The 19383-nt window shown below is 70.9% G+C and carries 16 protein-coding genes; 8 read left to right on the top strand and 8 right to left on the bottom strand.

The window, feature by feature from the left end; translation table 11 throughout:
- Positions 1 to 45 precede the first annotated feature (45 nt).
- Entirely contained in the window at positions 46 to 1095 is a 1050-nt protein-coding gene (locus tag ACJMK0_RS06520; RefSeq protein ID WP_405236647.1) for a PA0069 family radical SAM protein, read from the top strand.
- Between the two features lie 3 nt (positions 1096 to 1098).
- Here the strand turns inward: ACJMK0_RS06520 and ACJMK0_RS06515 are convergent, their stop codons facing one another.
- The gene (locus tag ACJMK0_RS06515; RefSeq protein ID WP_405236645.1) at positions 1099 to 2610 is read right to left on the bottom strand and encodes a DUF4139 domain-containing protein; all 1512 of its coding nucleotides are present in this window, start codon (positions 2608 to 2610) and stop codon (positions 1099 to 1101) included.
- Positions 2611 to 2851: 241 nt separating this feature from the next.
- Between ACJMK0_RS06515 and ACJMK0_RS06510 the strand changes: the two genes are divergently transcribed.
- Complete coding sequence (locus ACJMK0_RS06510; RefSeq protein WP_405236643.1) at positions 2852 to 4360, top strand: tetratricopeptide repeat protein; 1509 nt, start codon at positions 2852 to 2854, stop codon at positions 4358 to 4360.
- 44 nt (positions 4361 to 4404) lie between these two features.
- Here ACJMK0_RS06510 and ACJMK0_RS06505 read toward each other — a convergent pair whose 3' ends face one another.
- The gene (locus tag ACJMK0_RS06505; protein WP_405236641.1) at positions 4405 to 5328 is read right to left on the bottom strand and encodes a DMT family transporter; all 924 of its coding nucleotides are present in this window, start codon (positions 5326 to 5328) and stop codon (positions 4405 to 4407) included.
- Between the two features lie 60 nt (positions 5329 to 5388).
- Positions 5389 to 6861: a dihydroorotase gene (locus ACJMK0_RS06500; protein WP_405236639.1), complete on the bottom strand. Its 1473-nt coding sequence runs from the start codon at positions 6859 to 6861 to the stop codon at positions 5389 to 5391.
- A 191-nt stretch (positions 6862 to 7052) separates the two neighbouring features.
- Here ACJMK0_RS06500 and ACJMK0_RS06495 point away from each other — a divergent pair, with 191 nt between their 5' ends.
- From ACJMK0_RS06495 to msrA, 3 genes are all read left to right on the top strand, one after another.
- Complete coding sequence (locus ACJMK0_RS06495; protein WP_405236637.1) at positions 7053 to 7877, top strand: M23 family metallopeptidase; 825 nt, start codon at positions 7053 to 7055, stop codon at positions 7875 to 7877.
- 50 nt (positions 7878 to 7927) lie between these two features.
- Entirely contained in the window at positions 7928 to 9520 is a 1593-nt protein-coding gene (locus ACJMK0_RS06490; protein WP_405236635.1) for a M48 family metalloprotease, read from the top strand.
- 82 nt (positions 9521 to 9602) lie between these two features.
- The gene (gene msrA / locus ACJMK0_RS06485; RefSeq protein ID WP_405236633.1) at positions 9603 to 10256 is read left to right on the top strand and encodes a peptide-methionine (S)-S-oxide reductase MsrA; all 654 of its coding nucleotides are present in this window, start codon (positions 9603 to 9605) and stop codon (positions 10254 to 10256) included.
- 3 nt (positions 10257 to 10259) lie between these two features.
- On the opposite strand, the gene ACJMK0_RS06480 is transcribed toward msrA, so the two are convergent.
- Entirely contained in the window at positions 10260 to 11669 is a 1410-nt protein-coding gene (locus tag ACJMK0_RS06480; protein ID WP_405236632.1) for a S8 family serine peptidase, read from the bottom strand.
- Between the two features lie 122 nt (positions 11670 to 11791).
- Positions 11792 to 12346, bottom strand: a complete 555-nt coding sequence (locus ACJMK0_RS06475; protein WP_405236630.1) for a lipocalin family protein — start codon at positions 12344 to 12346, stop codon at positions 11792 to 11794.
- Positions 12347 to 12474: 128 nt separating this feature from the next.
- Between ACJMK0_RS06475 and folE the strand changes: the two genes are divergently transcribed.
- Positions 12475 to 13086 (top strand): GTP cyclohydrolase I FolE, encoded by a 612-nt coding sequence (gene folE, locus ACJMK0_RS06470; RefSeq protein ID WP_405236629.1) that lies wholly within the window; start codon positions 12475 to 12477, stop codon positions 13084 to 13086.
- Between the two features lie 46 nt (positions 13087 to 13132).
- The gene (locus tag ACJMK0_RS06465; RefSeq protein ID WP_405236627.1) at positions 13133 to 14329 is read left to right on the top strand and encodes a multidrug effflux MFS transporter; all 1197 of its coding nucleotides are present in this window, start codon (positions 13133 to 13135) and stop codon (positions 14327 to 14329) included.
- A 3-nt stretch (positions 14330 to 14332) separates the two neighbouring features.
- Here ACJMK0_RS06465 and ACJMK0_RS06460 read toward each other — a convergent pair whose 3' ends face one another.
- Positions 14333 to 14941: a suppressor of fused domain protein gene (locus ACJMK0_RS06460; RefSeq protein WP_405236625.1), complete on the bottom strand. Its 609-nt coding sequence runs from the start codon at positions 14939 to 14941 to the stop codon at positions 14333 to 14335.
- Between the two features lie 265 nt (positions 14942 to 15206).
- Complete coding sequence (locus ACJMK0_RS06455) at positions 15207 to 16901, bottom strand: dipeptidyl-peptidase 3 family protein (protein ID WP_405237908.1); 1695 nt, start codon at positions 16899 to 16901, stop codon at positions 15207 to 15209.
- Between the two features lie 180 nt (positions 16902 to 17081).
- On the opposite strand from ACJMK0_RS06455, the gene ACJMK0_RS06450 reads away from it, so the two are divergent.
- Positions 17082 to 18704: a S8 family peptidase gene (locus ACJMK0_RS06450; RefSeq protein WP_405236624.1), complete on the top strand. Its 1623-nt coding sequence runs from the start codon at positions 17082 to 17084 to the stop codon at positions 18702 to 18704.
- A 261-nt stretch (positions 18705 to 18965) separates the two neighbouring features.
- On the opposite strand, the gene ACJMK0_RS06445 is transcribed toward ACJMK0_RS06450, so the two are convergent.
- On the bottom strand, positions 18966 to 19340 hold the full coding sequence (locus ACJMK0_RS06445; protein ID WP_405236622.1) for a hypothetical protein: 375 nt from the start codon (positions 19338 to 19340) through the stop codon (positions 18966 to 18968).
- Positions 19341 to 19383 lie beyond the last annotated feature (43 nt).

The following is a 19383-nucleotide window of genomic DNA, read 5'->3' as shown; positions in this document are numbered from 1 at the left end:
CGGGCCTCTGGCCAGCGGCCGGGCGATACTGTATTTTCATACAGTATGAGCAAGCCCGCCCCACAGCCCGGCCGCGGTGCCGTGTCCAACGCACCGGGACGTTTCGCAAGCCGTTGCATAGAGCCCGAGGACGCGGGAGAACACGCGCCGGGCACGCGCCTGCACGAGGAGCGCGCCGTCTCCATCGTCAGCCGCAACCGCTCGCCGGACGTGCCTTTCGACCAGTCATTGAACCCGTACCGGGGCTGCGAGCACGGCTGCGTGTACTGCTACGCCCGCCCCACCCACAGCTACCTGGACCTGTCGCCCGGGCTGGACTTCGAGTCGCAGATCTTCGTCAAGACCAACGCCGCAGAGCGCCTCCGCGAGACCCTGATGAATCCCCGCTACGAATGCCGCCCGATCACCATCGGCGCCAATACCGATGCCTACCAGCCTGCGGAGCGCAGCCGGCGCATCACCCGGGGCGTCCTCGAGGTGCTGGCGGAGTTCCGCCATCCCTTCAGCATCATCACCAAGTCCGCGCTGATCGAGCGCGACCTGGACATCCTCGGCGAGATGGCGGCGGACGGCCTCTGCTCGGTGGCGGTCAGCCTGCCGACCCTGCAGGACGACGTGAAGCGTCTGCTGGAACCGCGGGCACCCTCGGCCGCCCGGCGGCTGCGTACCATCGAGCGGCTGGTGACCGCCGGCGTGCCGGTCACCCTGATGCTGGCGCCGGTGATTCCGGCACTCACCGATCACGAGATCGAGCGGATCCTGGAGGCGGCTGCCGCGGCCGGCGCCGACCGGGCCACCTGGGTGCTGCTGCGCCTGCCCCACGAGGTCGCGCCGCTGTTCCGGGAGTGGCTGGACGCCCACTATCCGCAGCGGGCCGCCCGCGTCATGAGCCTGGTGCGCCAGTCCCGCGGCGGCCGCGACTACGATGCGGCCTGGGGCCGCCGCCAGCGGGGCACCGGCGAGTACGCCGGCCTCATCGCCCGCCGCTTCGCCGTGGCCCGGCGCCGCGCCGGCTACGGCGAGGGCGAGCGCCAGCTGGACACGTCGCGCTTCCGGCGCCCGCACCCGGCGGGCCAGCTCGCCCTCACCCTGTGACGGCTACCAGGTGTAGCGGACCCGGTAGGTGAGCGTCTTCTCGGTGTCCGCCGGGATCGTGACCGGGAAGCGGACGGCGCCCGCATCCGCCTTCTCCCATTCGTCCGAACTCGACAGGATCTCCCAGTTGCTCCAGCGATAGAGGGATTCCTGCACGATGACCTCCACGGGCACCTCCTTGCGGTTGGCCACGGTGATCTCGATGTCCTCCTCGATCCAGTGGGCCCGGGTGTCGATGCGGAAGTCCCGCTGCACGCGCTCCCCGGTGACGTCGAAGGCCGAGCCGAGCCGGATGCGCACGTCCTCGTTGCGGGGCGTGTGATCGATCACGTCCTCGCCGATGAACTCGAGGCTGCCGTCGGCCGTATCCACCTGGGAGACGCGGATGCGCCCGGCGGGCAGCGGCACGCCCAGGCCGTCGGTCTGCCGGTTGGTGAATTCCACGTAGACGTCCACCTTCGGGTTGGAGGCCACCCCGTACTCACGCGCCGTGCGCGGCTGGCCGTAGCCGCCGTAGCCGCCGGCACCCTGGTAGACCAGCACCTTGCGCGCCGGCACGCCCGCGGCCGCCGGGAAGAGTTCCAGCTGCTTGGTGGAGCGGTCCGGCAGGGTCGTGGGGCGGCCCAGCGTGTAGAGGTGGAATTCGAAGAACGCCTTCTGCTCGAAGCCGGCCGTGTCCGCCATCGCTATGGCCAGCGCCTCGGTGCGCACCCGTTGCTGGTAGCCCGGCGCCTGGCCGCGCTGCACGTCGCCCGCGATCAGCTTCAGGCGGGCGTCCTCGTAGCTCGCCCCGGACTGGTTCACGATGCTGACCCAGGCATTGACGTCCAGCGTGCCGGAATTGGCGTCGTCGCCCTCGTTCCAGGTGAGGTTGTAGTCCGCCCACCAGGTGATGCCCGCGGTCTCATACGCCACCCGGGTGCGATGCGAGCCGGCGCGTTCGCTGAGGACGTCCCAGATCAGGGTCGGCCGGGTGATCAGGCCGCCGGGCAGCTCCGGGAAGCCCACGCGCTGGTACTGGCTGACCACTTCCACCGTGCCGTCGGGCATGCCGAGCACCAGCCCGCCGGTGGTGCTCATCAGCGTGCCGGTGAGCACCTCGGACTCGCTGCCCACGCCGCGATGGACGGTGACGGGACGGTCCAGGTAGCGCTCCAGCAGGCGGTCGGTGCTGACCAGGTCGAAGCGGTAGTCCTGCTCCAGCACCCGGGTCCCGTCCGGGTCCGTCAGCGAGCGGAACCGTACCGTGGTGGGGTCGATGAGCGCGGCCACGTCGGTGAACTCCAGGGTGCCGCGGCCGCGGGCGAGACCCACGGTGCGGTCCTGGCGGACGATGGCGTAGCCCGGCACCGACGGGCCCGACCAGCCCCCGCGGCCGGGCAGCGGCCGGTAGAGATCCGGCGAGACGGCGCCCGGCCGGGCCTGGCTGTAGATGGTGAGGCTGGTGGAAGAGTCGGCGGCTGCTGCCAGGCCGGCGGCGAGCAGGCAGAAGAGCGGGATGAGGATCCTGGTCACGGTACTTTCTCCGGATGGCTGGGTTCCGGCACTGTAAACGCAACGCCGGCCCGCGCGGGGTCAGGCCTCCGTCCGACCGTTTTCCCGCGCCGCCGAACTGTCGCCACCATTGCCGGTCTACAGACCTTTGACCCGGACGCCTCTCCGTCCATAATCGATTGCCATGACGTCCTCCGCGCAAGACCGCCATCGTTCGGACACCTTGCCGCCGCCGCGCGCGGCGGCTGTCCCGCCGAACCGCGTGGCCGCGCTGGCCGCCATAATCCTCGCCATCCTCGCCATGGCCGTGCCCGCCGCCGCCGAAGACGATGCCGATTCGATGCCGGAGGCCGGCGACGCGGAGAGCCTGCCCATCACCGCGGCCGAGCCGGAGGACGAACCCCCCGGCCTGCACGGCGAACTGGACCGCGCTTTCCAGACCTACCGGCGCCTGTACGACAGCGGCCGCTATGCCAGTGCCATCGAGACCGGCAAGCGGGTGGTGGTGCTCTCCATCGAGGTGAACGGCCGGGATAACCTGCAGACCGCACGCGCGCTGACCAACCTGGCCATCGCCCAGCAGCAGAACGGCGAGTACGAGGCGGCGGTGCAGAACTACGAGGCGGCCGTGGACATCGTCGAGCGGGTGGAGAGCCGCCTGAGCAAGCACCTGATCAACCCGCTTCGCGGCCTGGGCAACACCTATCTGGAGGCAGGCCGGCCGGACGAGGCCATCCGCGTCTACGACCGTGCCGTGCATCTCACCCACGTGAACTCGGGGCCGCAGAATCTGGACCAGGTGGACCTGCTCGACGCGCTGGCGGAATCCTTCGTGCGCCTGCAGGACCTGGAGGAGGCCAGCGAGATCCAGGATCTGTCTTATCAGCTCTACGCCCGCCGCTTCGGCGAGGACAGCGCGGAGATCCTGCCCGCGCTGCAGCGCCGGGCCCGCTGGCTGCACCGGCTCGGACTGTTCGGCCGGGAGCGTGACGTGTGGAACCAGGCCATCGACGTCATCGAGGCCGAGTACGGAGAGGACGACCTGCGCCTGATCGAGCCCCTGAACGGCCTCGCGCGCACCTATCTCTACGACATCCAGCAGACGGTCACGAACCGGGGCGAATGGGCGCTGCGACGGGCGCTGGAGATTGCGGAGAATCACCCCGAGAGCACGCCCGCGCTGGTGGCCGACAGCCTGATCGACACCGGTAACTACCACACACTGCGGGGCGAGGCGCAGAAGGCGCGGCGCGCATACCGGCGCGCCTGGGAGCTGCTGAGCGAGACGGAGGCCCTGGCGGCCATACGCGACCGGCGCTTCGACCGGCCGGCGCTGATCCGGCACGCCCGTGCGCCCGCCTATGCGGACGAGGAGACCAACCCGGTGGTCAATCCGGTGTACCGCGGCCGGGAATTCGACCAGGGCGTCGTCGTGGCGGATTACACCGTCAATGCCCGCGGCCGCACGGAGGACATCGGCGTGGTCGAATCCGAGCCGCCCGGTCTCATGGACGCCGAGGTGAAGCGGGCGGTGCGCCGGCTGGTGTATCGTCCCCGCTACGTGGACGGCCAGCCGGTCTCGACGCCGGGCCAGACGTTCCGCCACCGCTTCTCCTATATTGCCGAGCGACTGCCCGACGAGATCGCGGCCGCCATGGAAGAGCGCGAGCAGCCGGCGGACGCGGCACCGGCTGCGCCGGAGACCGATCCCGATACCGATCCCGAACTCGATACCGATACCGATACCGCCGACGCTGAGCCGGAGGACTAGCGCCGGTCAGCCGGCCCTGGTTAACAGACCCTCGTTAACAGGCCCTAGCCGCCCGACTGGGGCACCGCGCGGTCGAAGCGCCGGGCGATGCCGAGCCCGGCCAGGATCAGGATCATCGCGGCATAGGCTTCCGGCTGCAGCCGCTCGTCCAGCACCAGCGCGCCGGTGATCACGGCCCAGGGCGGCACCAGGAAACTCTGCATCGTCATGAAGCCCGCACCCGCCTGGGTGACGAGGAAGAAGAAGATCACCGCGGCGAAACCGGTGGACAGCATGCCCAGCGCCGCGACGGCGGCCAGCGGGCCCGGCGCCAGGGCGAAATCCTGCAGCACGCCGCCGTCCACCGCGAAATACAGCGGCAGCAGGATGAGGCTGCCGGCGATGGTCACCGCCGTCGACATCACCAGCGGGTGATGGGACGGCCCCAGCCGCGTGATCACGGCGGTGCTGGCGTAACAAAGGGCACCCCCCAGCACCGACAGCAGCCCGATCAGCGAGCCGTCGCCGCTCCGCCCGCCCAGCAGGAACTCCGGGCCCACCAGCAACGCGACTCCCGCGAATCCGGCCAGGAAACCGGCGATGCGTCCGGGGGTCAGCGGCTCGTCGGGCAGCAGGAAGTGGGCGAGCAGGATCACGGCCAGCGGCGTCACCGCCATGGCGATTCCGGCGAGACCGGAGGGCACGGTCTGCTGGCCCCAGCTGATCAGGAAGAACGGCAGGCAGTTGCCGATGACCGACAGCAGCACGAAGAACGCCCAGGAGCCCCGGTCGGCCGGCAGCCGCAGGCCGGCCAGCCGCATGGCCGTCCACAGCGTGGCGGCGGCCAGCACGATGCGCCCGGTGGTGATCGCGAGCGGGCTGTACGCCGTCAGCGCGATCTCCATGGCCAGATAGGACGAACCCCACATGGCCACCAGGCCGGCCAGGCCCGCCCAGTGCAGCGGGCCGGGTCTGCCTAACGGGACCACGACGGGAACACGAATGCGACGGGGTGTGACAGCGGTCCGACGGCGCCCGGAAAGGCCGGCTCAGTAAGGCCGGCTCAGGAAGCGGCCGGCGGGCTCGCCGACCACCTCGCCGTCGTGGTAAACGCGGCGGCCGCGCAGATACGTGCTCTTCACCCGCGCCGTCAGCTCCACCCCCTCGAAGGGCGAGTAGCCCTGCTGGGACTCCGATTCCTCCGCGTGGACCGTGTAGGTATCGTTCGGATCCACCAGCACCAGGTCGGCGTCCAGGCCCACGGCGATGTCGCCCTTGCGGTTCAGGCCGTAGCGCCGTGCCGGGTTGAAGCTGGTGAGCTCCGCCATGTGGTTGTAGGACATGCCGCGGCGCGAGCCCTCGGTAATCAGGCCGGGCAGCAGGTACTCGGTACCGCCGAATCCGGACTTGGCCAGGAAGATGTCGTCCGGATTCTCCTGGCTCACCTTGAACTCCTCCTTGCAGCAGGCATGGTCGCTGACCACCCAGTCCAGCTTGCCGTCCAGCAGCTGCTCCCAGAGGTACTCCACGTCCTCCCGCGGGCGGATCGGCGGATTCACCTTGGCATACTTGCCGCAGGGGGAATCCACATCGAGCACCAGGTGGCCGATGGTCACTTCCCGGCCGAAGCTGATGTGGGGGAAGGCCTCGGCCATCTTCAGGGCCGCCTCCACCGCCTTGCGCGAGGTGAGATGCAGCAGGTTGATGTTCGGCAGCTCGGTCTCGTGGGCGAGGTAGGAGGCGATGAAGATCGCGAGCCCCTCGGAGTGCGGCGGCCGCGACGCGTTGTAGGCGTGCAGGCCCGTGAGCTTGCCCTCGGCCTCCACCATCTTCGTGTAGGCCGCCATGATCTCGGCGGTCTCGCAGTGCAGGCTGAGGCTGATCTGGTCCGCCTTGTCCGGATGGCTCTCCATCGCCCGGCGGATGCCGCGCATCACGAACTCGAAATGGGCGATGTCGTACTTCTCGTCCTCGCCGATCATCAGGAACTCGGCCTGGGAGGAGGAGCGCCCGTGCAGTCCGTAGCCGCCGTAGAACATGAATATCTTGAACGAGGTGACGCCGTGGGTATCCACCAGGTACTCGATCTCCTCGATGTGCTCGCGCATCATCGGCGCCAGGTGATAGGCGTAGTCCACGTGGAAACGGCCCTCGGAGAGCTCCAGCACCTCGGGGAAGAACTCCCGGTACGGCCCGCTCTTGTTCAGGTAGTACTGGCCGGTGCGCATGTAGTTCAGGCTGGAGGTGACCCCGCCCATGGCCGCCGCGCGGCTCTCGGTGACGGCGTCCTCGGCCAGCGGCGAGTAGATGCCGGTGTGCATGTGGGCGTCGACGACGCCCGGGAAGGCGAGCAGGTTGCCGCCGTCGACCACCTCGCGGGCCTCGGCGGCATCGATGCCGGGAGCCAGCTCGGCGAACCTGCCGTCGCTGATCGCCACGTCCAGGGCATCCACGCGGGTGCGATTGGGGCGCACCACGCGCACGTCCTTGATCAGGAGATCGTAGGGGGTCTGCTCGCTCATCGTCACTCCTCGCTGGCTGTCGGACCGCGCGGCGACAGGGCGATACGGCAATAGCGATCGACCGCGCCGGCAGCCCGCAAGCATACTGCAGTCGGGCGCCGAATCCGACTACGCGGCGGCGGTATCACAGCAGTATCATTGCCCGTTCCGCCCTGCGAACCCCGGGCCGGGCGCGAGGTCTATAGCCGATCATGAGATCCGTCGTCACAACCGCCGCCGCGGCAATGCTGCTCTTCGCGTCGGGCGCTCCCGCCGGCGACTGCGACGGCGAGTGGGTCTGCGTGGAGGTGGAGGAGTCCCCGGCCGGCCTGGTGCTGTCCGGGCGCAACCTCACCGAATTCCCGCTGACGCTGACGGTGCGGGTGCGCGGCCGCGGCCTGGCACCGGCGGCCCGGACGGTGACCCGGACCCTGGACGGCGGCGACCTCGCCGAACTGCTGCGCATGCCGGCGCAAGGCGGGGCCCGCTATCGCTACCGCTACTGGTACGACTGGACGGTGGGGGATCAGCGCGCGCAACACGACGACACCCACCTCTACCGGCTGCCCTACGCTCGCGGCGAGAGCTATCCCGTGATGCAGGGCTACGGCTCGAGCTTCAGCCACACCGGACTGGAGCGTTATGCCGTGGACTTCGACATGCCGGAGGGGACGCCCGTGCACGCGGCCCGCGGCGGTGTCGTGGCACGGATCGAGGAATCCCACGACATCGGCTGCTGGGAGGAAGGCTGCGGCCGCTACGCCAACTACATCGTGATCCTGCACGACGACGGCACCACGGGCGAGTACTATCATCTGCGCCGCGACGGCGCCCTGGTGGCGGCCGGCGACCGGGTCGCGGCCGGAGACCGCATCGGGCTGTCGGGCAACACCGGCCACACGACCATGCCGCACCTGCATTTCGCCGTCTACCGGGCGGGCGCCTGGGGCCGCACCCAGTCGCTGCCCGTGCGCTTCGCCCACCGCGACGGCATCAGCGAGCGCCCCCGCCGCGGTCAGCGGCTGGTGGCGGAGTAACGATGCGCCGGGCCGGGCAACGAACCCCCGCCTTCGGTTATGCTGAGGGCATGAGTGCAGCGACTGCCACGGCACGTTCCGCCCGCCCCGGTCGGGCGCGGGCCGGCACGCTCGCGCCGCTCTGGCTGCTGGCGGCGCTCGCGCTGCTCACGAGCGGCTGTGCGGTCAACCCGGTCACCGGCGAGCGCGAGATCCGGCTCGTCTCGGAGGCCCAGGAAGTCGCTCTGGGCGAGCAGAATTACCTGCCGATGCGCCAGTCCCAGGGCGGCGACTACGTCCTCGACCCGGCACTCGAGGACTACGTGCAGCAGGTCGGTCAGCGTCTCGCCGCGGTCAGCGACCGGCCGCTTCCCTACGAGTTCCACGTGCTGAACAACTCCGTGCCGAACGCCTGGGCGTTGCCGGGCGGCAAGATCGCGATCAACCGGGGGCTGCTGACCGAACTCGAATCCGAGGCCGAACTGGCGGCGGTGCTCGGCCACGAGATCGTCCACGCCGCCGCCGGCCATTCCGCGGACGCCATGGAACGGGCCATGGTGCTGCAGGGCGCGGTGCTGGCGACGGCGGTCGCCACCAGCGACAGCGACTACGGCCGACTGGCCACCGCGTCGGCCTCGATCGCCTCCCAGCTCATCAACCAGCGCTACAGCCGCGGCGCCGAACTGGAGTCCGACCTCTACGGCATGCGCTACATGTCCCGCGCGGGCTATGACCCCCAGGGCGCGGTGGACCTGCAGGAGACCTTCGTGCGGCTGAACGAGCAGCGCCGCAGCGACTGGCTGAGCGGGCTGTTCGCGAGCCACCCGCCGTCGACCGCGCGGGTGGAGGCGAACCGGCAGACGGCGGCCAGCCTGCCGCCCGGCGGGGAGATCGGCGCCGCACGCTACCGCGAGATGCTCGCGACGACACGCACCGCCCTGCCCGCGTACGAGGCCTACGATGCCGGCCGCAAGGCGCTGGCCGAGGACAAGCGTGACATCGCCCTCGAGAAGGCCGACGAGGCCATCCGCATCGCCCCCGGGGAGGGTCATTTCTACGCGCTGCGCGGCGACGTCCACCTGCTGAACGACGACTACGATCGCGCCCGCAGCGAGTACACCCTGGCGCTCGAGCGCAACGACGGCTTCTTCTACTACTACCTGAAGCGGGGCCTGGCGGCCGAGCGGCTGGGCGACGACGCCGAAGCCCGCCGCGACCTCGCCGCGAGCCTCGAGCTGCTGCCGACGGCGCCGGCCTATCTCGCGCTGGGCGATATCGAGCGCCGGGCCGGCAACCGCGCGCAGGCGGTGGAGTACTACCAGAAGGCCAGCGGCGAACAGGGCGAGGTCGGAGCGCGCGCCCAGGCTGCGCTGATGCGCCTGGACCTGGGCCGGAATCCCGAAGCCTACCTGCGCAGCCGGACCGGGCTCGGCGACGGCGGGCGGCTGCTGCTGCAGATCGACAACCCCACCCGTGTCGGCGTCACCGACGTCGTGGTCGCCATCCGCTACCTGTCAGGCTCCGGCACCGTCGCCGAGACGCGCCGCCGGCTCCCCGGGGTGCTCGAGCCCGGCAACAGCGTGCGCCTGGACACGGGCCTCGGGCCGTTCACGTCGCCGGACCAGTACCAGGTGCGTATCATCGACGCCGCGGTCGCCCGGTGACGGCCGGCCTGGGCACCACCGCCCGACCCTTGATCGCGCGCTTGCCGGACGCATATCCGCCGGGCAGCCACAGGAGAGAGCCATGTTCGGTCTGAACAAGAAGACGTCCCTGCCAACCGCGGAGGAGGCCCTGCCCGGCCGCGACACGCCGATGCCGGTGCCGGAACGCCACTTCGTGCTGGACGCACCGCTGAAGCCGCCCTTCCCGGAGGGCTGCCGGCAGGCCGTGTTCGGCCTCGGCTGCTTCTGGGGCGCGGAGCGGCGCTACTGGCAACAGCCGGGCGTCCTCACCACGGCCGTGGGTTACGCGGGCGGCAGCACGCCGAATCCGGACTACCGTGAGGTCTGCAGCGGCATGACCGGTCACACCGAGGCGGTGCTGGTGGTCTACGACCCCGCGAAGATCGCCTACGAGGATCTGCTGCGGGTGTTCTGGGAGTCCCACGACCCCACCCAGGGCATGCGCCAGGGCAACGACGTGGGCACCCAGTACCGCTCGGCCATCTACGTCTTCGATGCCGAACAGAAGGCGGCGGCCGAGGCCTCCCGCGACGCCTACGCCCGGGTCCTGGCGGATGCCGGCTACGGCGCCATCACCACCGAGATCGCCGACGCCGGGCCGTTCTATTACGCCGAGGACTATCACCAGCAGTACCTGGCGAAGAATCCGGGCGGCTATTGCGGCCTCGGCGGCACGGGCGTGAGCTGCCCCGCCGGCCTCGCCGCCGCCGGCTGAGACTCAGTCCCCGGCGCCGGCCGCCGCCAGGCGCAGCGCCGCGGCCGCATCCAGGCGGCCGTGTCCGTGGGTGGAGCGGCGCCCGCCGGCGAGCGGCACCGCACTGTCCTCCAGTACCCGGCGCAGGCGCGCCGCCGGCAGCTCCGGATGCAGCGACAGCACCAGCGCCGCCGCGGCGGAGACGAACGGCGCGGCGGCGGAGGTGCCGCTGAACGCGTCGTACACCAGGGTGGGCGAGAAGCCGTGCCGGCCGCGCAGGTCGGTGGTGAGTATCGAGACGCCGGGTGCCAGCAGCGCGAGATTCCGGCCGTGGCTGCTGCCCCACCAGTGCTCGCCGTCCCGGGAGCGGCGGGTCTTGCGCCGGTCCCAGGGATTCGAGGCGCCCACCGCCAGCACCTCGGGCAGCGTGGCCGGATAGTCCAGGGCCGACTGGCTGTTCCCGGCCGCGGCCACGATCAGGCAGCCGCGACCGCGGCGGCCGGTCCGCGCGGCCCGTTCCAGCGCGCCCGTGATGGCATCGGCCGGCGGGCCGCCGCCCCAGGACAGGTTCAGGATGTCCGCGCCGCTCTCCCCGGCGCACCAGTCCACGGCCTCGGCGGTGTCGAAATCGTCGGACAGCCAGTAACCATGCGCGCCGCCGCGGGCGATGCGCGCGGCCACCAGGGAGACGCCCGGCGCGAGACCCGTCGCGCGGGGCCCGTCGGCGGCCACGATGCCCGCCACCGCGGTACCGTGGGCGTCGTCGCCGGCGGGGCGGCCGTAACGGTCGTCGGCCACGAAATCCCGCTCGGCTGCGGCCGCCGGTCGCAGGTACGGATGAGCCAGGTCGACGCCGTCGTCCAGGATGGCAACCCGCACCCGGCGGCGTCCGGTGGTGAGCGCCCAGGCGGCCTCCGCACCGACGTCGGCGCCGGCAACGCCCACGTCGCCGTCGTTGTCCAGCGCCCACTGCCCCTCCGCCAGCGCCGGCCCGGCTTCGGCCGCGGCCGCGGCCGGCGGCGGCCGATACAGCCGCAGGAAATTGGGATGGGCCACGGCGACGTTACCGCGGCGATAGAGCCGCCGCGCCGCGTCCGCCGCATGGCGCAGCCGGTCGATGCCGGTCGCCTCGCATACGGCGCGCAGCAGCACCCGGCCGCGGCGGCCCTCCCGGATGACTTCCAGCGACAGCCGCCGACAGGCCCAGTCGACCTCGGCGGCGCCGGCGCCCTCCACCACCAGCGTCTCGGTGGGCACCGCCAGCGGCGCGCCGGCTGCCGGCCGCGTCACGTACAGCGGCAGGTCCGGAAAACCGGCGAACAACGGCCCGACCCGGGCGGCCGGCGCCACCAGCGCGTCACGCACCGCCCTGCCGCCCGCCTCGACCGAGACGGCCAGCGCCTGCCGGTGACTGTAATACGAGAGCCGGTGCATGACGCCCCCCGCTGTTGACGACTGATGCGCGGCCTATTGCGCGGACTACTGTCCGGACCGTGGGCCCGGCTCCATGTTAGCCCGCGCCGGCCCGCCGGCGCATGGAGCATGGCGTATGGGTATCAGTCGCGATCGCCGTCACCGGTGTCGGGCTCCGGCCAGCGCTGGGGGACCTCGCGCAACGCGTCGAGGTCGTAGCCCTCGGTCTCCAGGAAGGACAGTATCCGGCGGTACTCGTCGTCGGGTATCCGCGGCTCGCGCGCCATGATCCAGACGTAGTCACGGGCGTTGCGTCCGATCACGGTCGTCTCGTAGCCCTCGTCCAGCCAGACGATCAGGAACTCGGCCTTGAACGGCCACACGAACTGCATGCCCCACACCGCATTGCTCGGGTCGTCCCGCACGAAACCGGTGGGCGTGTAGACCTTCAGCGGCCCGTCGAAGCCGCCGTTGCGGAAGCGGAAAGTGGTGGCAATGGTCCCGTCGTCGTTCAGCTCGTAGGACTCGATGGCGTTGTAGGCCTCGTCCTCCAGGAAGGTGGGGATGTGCGCGATGACGTACCAGTCGCCCATGTAGCGGGGCAGATCGACCTGGTCGACGACGTGGATCGGGTCTTCGGGGGTGGTGGCGCATCCGGCGAGGGAGGCGCACAGCAGAACGGCCAGCAGTCTCTTCACGTCGGCTCCATGCAAGCTTCGATGCCCGTTGTATTCGCTCTGTCGAGGACCGCGGATGCAGCGCCGGATGCCGCGATCGAGCCCGTTCCGGTAGTATGTCGCCAGCACGGACCAGGGAGATACGGACATTGGCGAACAAGAAGACCGGCGTGAAGAAGAAGGCGCGGCGCAGGCCGGGCCGCCGTCAGGCGGAGGGGGCCATCCGCACGCTGCTGCTGTGGGCGGGCGAGGATCCGGACCGGGAAGGCCTCCTCGACACGCCCGCGCGCGTGGCGCGCGCCTACGAGGACTGGTTCTCCGGCTACCGGGAGGACCCGGTCCGCTTCCTGAAGCGCACCTTCCAGGAGGTGGAGGGCTACGACGAGATGATCGTGCTGCGCGACATCACCTTCGAGTCCCACTGCGAGCACCACATGGCGCCGATCATCGGCCGGGCACACGTCGGCTATCTGCCCACCAACAAGGTGGTGGGCATCAGCAAGCTGGCCCGGGTGGTGGAGGCCTTCGCCCGCCGCTTCCAGGTGCAGGAGAAGATGACCGCCCAGATCGCCAACACCATCCAGGACGTGCTGAAGCCGAAGGGCGTCGGGGTGGTGATCGAAGCCGAGCACCAGTGCATGACCACCCGCGGCATCCACAAGACCGGCGTGTCGATGGTCACGAGCCAGATGCTCGGCACCATCCGCGAGGACGCCCGCACCCGCGCCGAATTCCTGCGCATGATCGGCCACGGCAGCTGACGCCGACCCTGCCGCCGACCGCCGGCGGCCCGACACCGACGCGACGTTGAGCGACATCGGCCCCCGCAAGCTGATCGTGCTGCTGGCGGCGGCAACCGCCATGGGGCCGCTCGCCATGCAGATCTATCTGCCCGCGCTGCCCGCGGTGCAATCGGCGTTCGGCACCTCGCTGGCGCTGACCCAGCTCACCTTCAGCGCCTTCGTCTTCGCCATCGGTCCGGCCCAGCTCCTCTACGGACCGCTGGCGGACCGCTGGGGACGGAGGCCGGCGCTGATCGCGGGCCTCGCGCTCTGTTTCGCCGGCAGCGTCTCCTGCTACCTGGCCCCCGACATCTACTGGCTGATCGGCGCACGGATGGTGCAGGCCGTGGGCGGCGCAGCCGGCCTGGTGATCGCCCGCGCCATACTCAGTGACGTCTACGGCACGGACGAGATGGCCGGCCGGCTCGCCACCCTGGTGATGGTCATGGTGGTGGCGCCGACGCTGGCGCCGCTGGTGGGCGGCTATTTCACCGACTGGTACGGCTGGCGCAGCCTGTTCCTGGTGGTGAGCGTGCTGGGGCTGCTGGTGACCGCCGCGGTGCTGCGCTGGCTGCCGGAGACACTGCCCGACGAGGACGACGGGCAGCGGGAGTCGCTCGGCCTCGGGGTGAAGCGGCTGATGGGCAAGCCGCTGTTCCATGCGTACACCGCCCAGGCGGTGCTGTCGGTGGGCATGTTCTACGTCTTCATCTCCACCGCGCCCTACCTGATGGAGTCCGTGATGGGTCGGCCGGCCCGGGAGTACGGCTTCTGGTTCCTGCTGCTGGCCGGCGGCTACACGCTGGGCAACCTGACCTCGAGCCGGTACTCGCACCGGCTCGGCGTCGACGCCATGATCCTGCGCGGCAGTCTCGTCGCCGCCGCGGGCACGCTGGCGATGGTGAGCCTGACCGGCGCCGGCTGGTGGGCACCGATGGCGCTGTTCCTGCCGATGACGGTGGTGACCTACTCGAGCGGCCTCGCCGCGCCGAACGCCCAGACCGGCGCCGTGCGCCAGTCGCCACGGCGGGCCGGCACGGCGTCGAGCCTGCTCGGCTTCACCCAGCAGACGGTGGGCGCGCTGCTGGTCCAGTTCGTCTCGATGCTGGACAACGACTCACCGGTGACGCTGGCCGTGTTCCTGCTGGTGCTCGGCCTGCTCTCGGTGGCCTGCGCGCTGGCCATCCGCGCACTCGGCGCGCGCGCCGCGCAGACTGCCTGAGGCTCAGCCCGCCTTCAGCGCATGCGCCTCCACGCTGGCGGCGCTCTGGGCGGGACGGCGGACGTCGGCGAGGTCCGGGCGGCTGTCGATGAAGGCCTGGTAGCCGTACTTGCGGATCAGCGCCACCTCCGAATCGTGCACGGGATAGAGCTGCAGCATGCGCACGCTGCGCCCCTCCATCTCGAGCCGTTCACCGGCCAGGCCGAACAGGGCCGGATTGTGCACGAGGAACGCGCGCATCGGGCTCGAGCGGCTGATCTCGTCGCTGACCGAGACCGTGTCGCCGATCTTGAAGGCTCCCCGGCCCCGGTAGCGCTCCGCGATCACGCCGATGGCACGGGCCCAGGCGGCGTTGGGGCTCTTCACCGAGATCATCAGCTCGGGACGCTCGCCCCCCGCCGGCGGTTCCACGCTGGACATGCCGACGGTGAAAGCCGTCAGGTGGTCCGCCACCGGGAACTCCAGGTAACTCGCCACCAGCACCGGAGGGCCGTCTTCGGCCGCCGGGATGTAGGTCAGATTGGCCCTGCTGCCGCAGCGCTCGTTGAGATAGTCGAGCAGCAGCTCCTCGGCGGATTTCCAGAACTGCAGTCCCCGGTTGATGACAGGCATGTCGCACGCTCCTTGTCGGTTGATGGCCGGCCGCGCCGTCCTCGCGCATCAGCTTCGCAAATCCGTCCCGGTCGGTCCGACTATGGCAGGCGAATGTGTCAGGCTGATGGCGCCATGCGATCACGTGTGCAATATCCGTGCCGCCGCTCCGGCACCGGTTTCCGGGGCAGCGCGGCCCGATCCTGCACCACGCTGGCGCAGGACCGCCCGCCGGCGCGCCGCGATGGGGCGCCCATTGCGGCAGACCGGCGGGGAAGGCCGACCGTCAGAGGCCGAGGACCTCGCGGCCCTGCTCGAAGCGCACATCCACCGGTATGTCCGCCGCATTGACGCGGGACAGCGCGTCGGCCAGCTCGGGCCGGACCACCCCGAGGGTATCGGTGAACGCCTTCGCGCCCTCGTAGTCGCCGTCGCCCTGCAGCGTGAGGATCTTCGCAGAGAGCTTCGTGATCGCCGCCTGCATGGCGTCGAAGTCCACACGGTAGCGGCCGGTGGTCTCGTCCGTGGTGAACGCACCCTCGTCGGCGAAGAAATTGAACCGCACCATATTCGCCTTGCCGTGGGCGCTGGAGGCGCCGAAACGCACCGAGCGGAAGATGCCGGCGAGGAACGTGGTGTAGTAGTCCATGAGGTCGACGTCGCCGAGTTCGCCGCGCTCGTGCAGTTCGGTGATCATGTACAGGCCCAGCACGTCGGCCTTGCCCTCCTCGATGCTGGAGGCCACGTCCTTCAGCGCGGCACGCACGGTGCCGGAGCCGTCCACCGTGTTCTTGATGCCGAGGCCGTGGGCGACTTCGTGGAACATGGTGTTGGCGAAGAAGGCGTCGAAGGTGACGTGGCCCCGCTGCTCCTCGACGATGAGTACCTCGGCAATGGGCTGCATGATCTTCTCGAACTTCGCGCGCATCGCGTTCTTCAGCTGCAGTCGCCGGGTGCCCTTGGCGAGTTGCACCTCCTCGTCGTTGGGCAGGTTGATGGCGATGGTCTTCGCGCCCGCATTCGCGTCGCCGGCGTAGTAGAGGGCGTCGTAGGCGTTCAGGTCGGAGTCGCTGCCCGGCTCCTCCGCCTTGTAGCGCTCCGGCACGGGCAGGCCGCGCTGCAGCTCCGGCAGGAAGGCCGCGAAGCGCGACAGCCGGTCGGACCAGGCCATGTCCTTCAGCAGCACGAAAGACTCGTAGGCCGCCCGGTAGCCGAACAGCTGGTCTTCGTAGGTCTCGACGGCGCCGATCACCACGTCGATGCGGTTGGTCTTCATGTCGAGCCAGGCCATGTCGCTCGGCTGGTAGTCGTCGGTCACCAGGGCGTCCGCTCGCAGGCCCAGGTAGCGGGCGAAGCCCTCGTCCTCTGCCAGCGTCGCGGCTTCGCGCAGCAGTTCGGCGGCGCGCCCCAGCGGGCCGGCGTAGGCCTCGTGATAGGGGATCAGCTCGAGATCACCCGCCGCGTCCCGGCGCACGAGCGAATAGAGGCCGTCCTTGCCCGGCTGGTCCCAGGCCTCGAACTCCTCCACCGTCATGTCGGGCGGGTAGAAGTTGGCGCCGGCGGGCTTGGCCCGCACGCCGGTCACGAACGGCCGGTCGTCGGCCAGGCGGTCCCAGGGCCCGTAGTTGATGCCGGCGAACTCGCGCACCGGGCCGGCCGGCAGGTCGGCCAGCCACTCCTCGTGGCCGTCGCCCCAGGCCTGACGCCAGAACAGGTCGTCCATGATCTTCGAGGCGTCGATCAGCAGCCCGATCATCCTGCGCTGGTCGTCGCTGAGACCGCCGAGGTCGGCGGTGAGCGTGAACGGGGCGTAGTCGGCCACCCGCTCGGCGACGGCATCGGCGTCCGGGCGCGCTTGCGCCGCCGGCTGTTCGCGCATGCCGGTCTCCGCGGTCACGGTCTCCTCCGGCGGTGCGTCGCTGCCGCAACCGGCGAGAGCGAGGGCCGACAGCAGTAGGGCCGGGACGGCAATCTTGCTGATCGCGGCAAGCGGACGGCTGCGGCGCCCGTGGCGCGTCGTGTCTGCGTGGCCAGCATGGGCGATCCGGACGACAGCGCCGAACGGGCGCAGGGATTCGGTACTGAATTTCATCGCTGAGCTCCGTACAGAAAAGGGGCATTATTGCACGAGAGATCGGGGCTCCCGGGGAGGGCGGCGGCGATGCGAGACAGGGCGATCCGGTTGCCGGCCACTGCGGACGGCGAGCTGACTCCGCGCAGCGAGGGGCTGATGCTGGCCGTGGATTCGGGGCTGAGCCCGGCGGCGGCCACCCGCGCCGCTCGCCGCGCGGTCGCCGCCACGCTGCCGGGGGAATGGGCCGTGGAGCGACTGCCCCGCTCGGGCGGCGTGTACCAGGCGCTGCGCCGGCGCCCGGCGCTGCAGCCGCTGGTGCGCCAGGTCTGGGATTTCGCGCGCCGCCTCGACGCCCACCCCGACGTGCTCTGGGCCGAGGCGGCGGTGATCCAGCCGGGCCACGATCCGGACCCGGCCCGGGCCGGGCGCCGCGGCCCCCGCAGCGGTGCCGGCACGCGCCCGCTGCCCTGCTCCGCCGACAGCGAATGGAGCCTGGCCAATGCCCGTCTCGTCGAGGCCTTCGCCCTGATCGACGGTGCGCCCGGCGGCGGCATACGCATCGCCCATCCGGACACCGGCTACACCCTGCACCCGGAGATCCGCCACCCGGACCGGCTCGCCGTCGCGCTCGGCTACGACTTCGAGGCCGATCGCCCCGATCCCCGGGATCCGCTGCGGGGCCGCAATCCGGGCCACGGCACGGCGACTGCCAGCGTCATCATGAGCGCCGTGGGTGACGAAGGAGAGGACGGCATCGCGGTAAGCGGCAGCGCGCCCGCCGCGACGCTGGTGCCCCTGCGCGTGTCTTCCGGCGTCGTGCATTTCTCGTTCCGGCGGCTCGCCCTCGCCATCGATCACGCCATCGGCATCGACGCCGACGTCATCTCGATGAGTCTCGGCGGACCCTTCGCCAGTCGCAGCCTCGAACGGATGCTCGACGCGGCGGCGGCCCGCGGCATCATCGGCCTCGCCGCGGCCGGGAATGTCTGGCCCTGGGTCGTGCATCCGGCGCGCTCCGCCCGGGTGATCGCCGTCGCGGCCGGCAACTGCCGGGACGCCGTCTGGCGCTACAGCGCCGCGGGCGGCGACGTGGACCTCGCCGCGCCGGGCCAGGACGTCTGGCGCGCGCTGGCCGAGCCGGGCGGGCGCTACAGCGACGCCCGGGGCAGCGGCACCTCGTATGCGGTGGCCACGGTGGCCGGCGCGGCAGCCCTGTGGCTGTCCCGTCACGGCCGCGACCGCCTGCGCCGTCGCTACCCCGGCGCGGCACTGCCGGCCGTCTTCCGCGACATCCTGACCGGCGCCGGCGTCCGCCGCCCGGACGGCTGGGACACCGGACGCCACGGGGCCGGCCTGCTGGACGCGGTGGCGCTGCTCGAGGCCGCCCTGCCCCGCCGCGGTCCGTCGGCGGTCCGGCCGGAACCGGCCGCCGGCACGGATCTCAACCACTGGCGCGAATTCGGCCGCTATTTCCCGGAACTGGACGAGGCGGCGGTGCGCCAGGCGCTGGCCCGGCTGACCGAGGCCGGCGGCGACGACCCGGAGACGTTCCTCGCCCGCTACGGCGACGAGCTCCGCTTCCACCTCGCGACCAGCCCGGCGTTCCGCGCCATGCTCATGCGCCGCGGTCCCCGCAGCGCACGCCGCCCGCCGGCGGCGGTAAGCGCCCACCTGACGCGCTACGCCTCCCGCGAATTCCAGAACATGTAGGAGGGCCTTCAGGCCCGACCCGGCCCTGCCAGACCCCCGTTCTATTGTGGCCGCCCTGCGGGGGTGGTCCGGGCCGACTGGAGCCAGGACGGCGGGAAGGAGGCCCGGCCGAAGCGAAGGAGGACAGGACGTCCGACTGAGCGTCCCCCGCAGTTCGCCTGAGCCGATGGCGGGCCTACGCCGATAGAAGGATGCCGCCGTCAGAAGAGCGGATCGGGCCTGAAGGCCCTCCTACGGTGGGTGGTTGCAGGGCGGGGGTGGTCAGGACTTCAGTAGGAAATCCGGGACATCTTCCAGCTCCGGGGCGCGCACCAGGTGCAGCGGACCCGTGCTGTCGGCCGCCTCCCGCCGTGCGAGTTCGCCGTACAGCGCGACGATGATCTTCGCGCAGTCGGCGGCTTCCGGGCCACTCATCTTGCGAACCGAGGCGCGCACCGGCCCTTCCCCGTTCAGTGGGGTCACGCTGTGCAGGCGCCGGCGCAGATCGGAGAAGCGCGCCAGCACACGGCGCGGCAGGTCCTCGTCGTGGACGCCGCTCAGGTGGTCACTGTAAGCGCACACCAGCCGCTGCTTGATCGGCGCATGACCAGCCAGCGCGAGCACCGCTTCGTGAAAGTGCTTGGTCAGGGGCGACATGGGCTCTCCCGATTTTGTTCTTCTAATTTCCGCCGGTCTGCGG

Origin of the sequence: Lentisalinibacter orientalis, assembly GCF_040706535.1 — a bacterium.
In the GTDB taxonomy this organism is placed as follows: domain Bacteria; phylum Pseudomonadota; class Gammaproteobacteria; order Steroidobacterales; family Woeseiaceae; genus Lentisalinibacter; species Lentisalinibacter orientalis.
This window is presented reverse-complemented; position numbering and strand designations above follow the sequence as displayed.